Consider the following 1,269-nt stretch of genomic DNA (forward strand, 5'->3'; position numbering starts at 1 on the left):
TCATTACAGGAATGCTGCTTCGTTACTTCAATACAGTTCAACAAAAAGAAGCGTTAATCCTTTTTGGATCAACGCCCCCGTTACTTTAAGTACATTCTTTCACAATCTAGTGTACTTAGTAACCATTTTGAAGTTCTGTTTACTCCCACTAAAAAAAGGCCGTCAAAAGACGAACCTTTTATTTAACTTTTCTAAAGCCACTTTTCTGTTGTAATTTATCATAATTACAAACCTTTTAATAACCAATTTATTAGTATACCAAATACAGCAATAATCATAAATATATTCCCAAGAAACTCGAAAATTTGCTTTGATTTAAAACTGGAACGTAAATTGACCGTAAATGAAAACAATAATACCAAGGGTATCCAAATCCTACTGGATTCTTGTTTTATATTAAACTTAAACGTAATAATCACTACAAGTAATGATAATGCTACCCAAAAGTAAATTTTCCTATCTGTTTTCCAGTTTTTATCTACCATAAATAAAGCCACCCTTTTTGAGGAAAAATTTTTCAGATACTTGACCTTTCAAATATAAATATTCTTCTATTGGGTCAAATAATCCTTCTAGCACTAAACTTCTCCGTTAGTTCAACAAGAAAAAAGACCGCCGTAGCGATCACTATGTTAACTCTTGCCCCGTTAGCCATCCATGAAGCGCAAAATCAGCGCTTCACCACAGAGAATGAAAATGGTAAGGAAGTGTCAATACTGATTCTGATTTTGATCCAGTCAACCAATTCATAGACTTATTAATTAACGCTCTCCTCTTTTTTTTTAACGATTGAGCAGAGTCTTCTTAAGTATTGTCATTTTACTAATCTTGAGGAAACTTATTTTCATGGTAGTTGAGTAAGAAAAATTATAATAACTTGGACATAAAATACTCATTATAAAATTCATCATCAATCACCAGTGAATTTCTTTTTATACCTTCTATCTCAAATCCACTTTTCTTGTATAAAGCGACTCCTGCTTCATTTTGAGTAACAACTGTAAGTTCTAATCTTGAAATATTAGAATTTATTGCCCACTTTTCTAACTGTTGAAATAAACTTGTTCCTATACCACGCCCTCTGTATTCTTCTAAAATACCAATAACAAGATATGCAGAGTGCTTTGTTCTCTTTACACTACCGCCAATGGCTATCAAATAGCCAACCAACTTTCCCTTTTCTTGTTCTGCAACAAATATTGTTGAATTACTTTGCTGTTTGATGTGCTCTAATAGTTTACGCTGTTGTTCAGTAGTAGTTTTTCTTTC

The 1,269-nt window shown here is 32.3% G+C and carries 1 protein-coding gene; it reads right to left on the bottom strand.

All coding sequences use genetic code 11. The annotated features are described in order from the left end of the window. Positions 1-867: 867 nt before the first annotated feature. The coding region (locus V7083_RS12210; protein ID WP_335478048.1) for a GNAT family N-acetyltransferase at positions 868-1,269 on the bottom strand (402 nt) is incomplete at its 5' end.

The organism is Bacillus sp. JJ1764, from assembly GCF_036962145.1.
Lineage (GTDB): Bacteria > Bacillota > Bacilli > Bacillales > Cytobacillaceae > Neobacillus.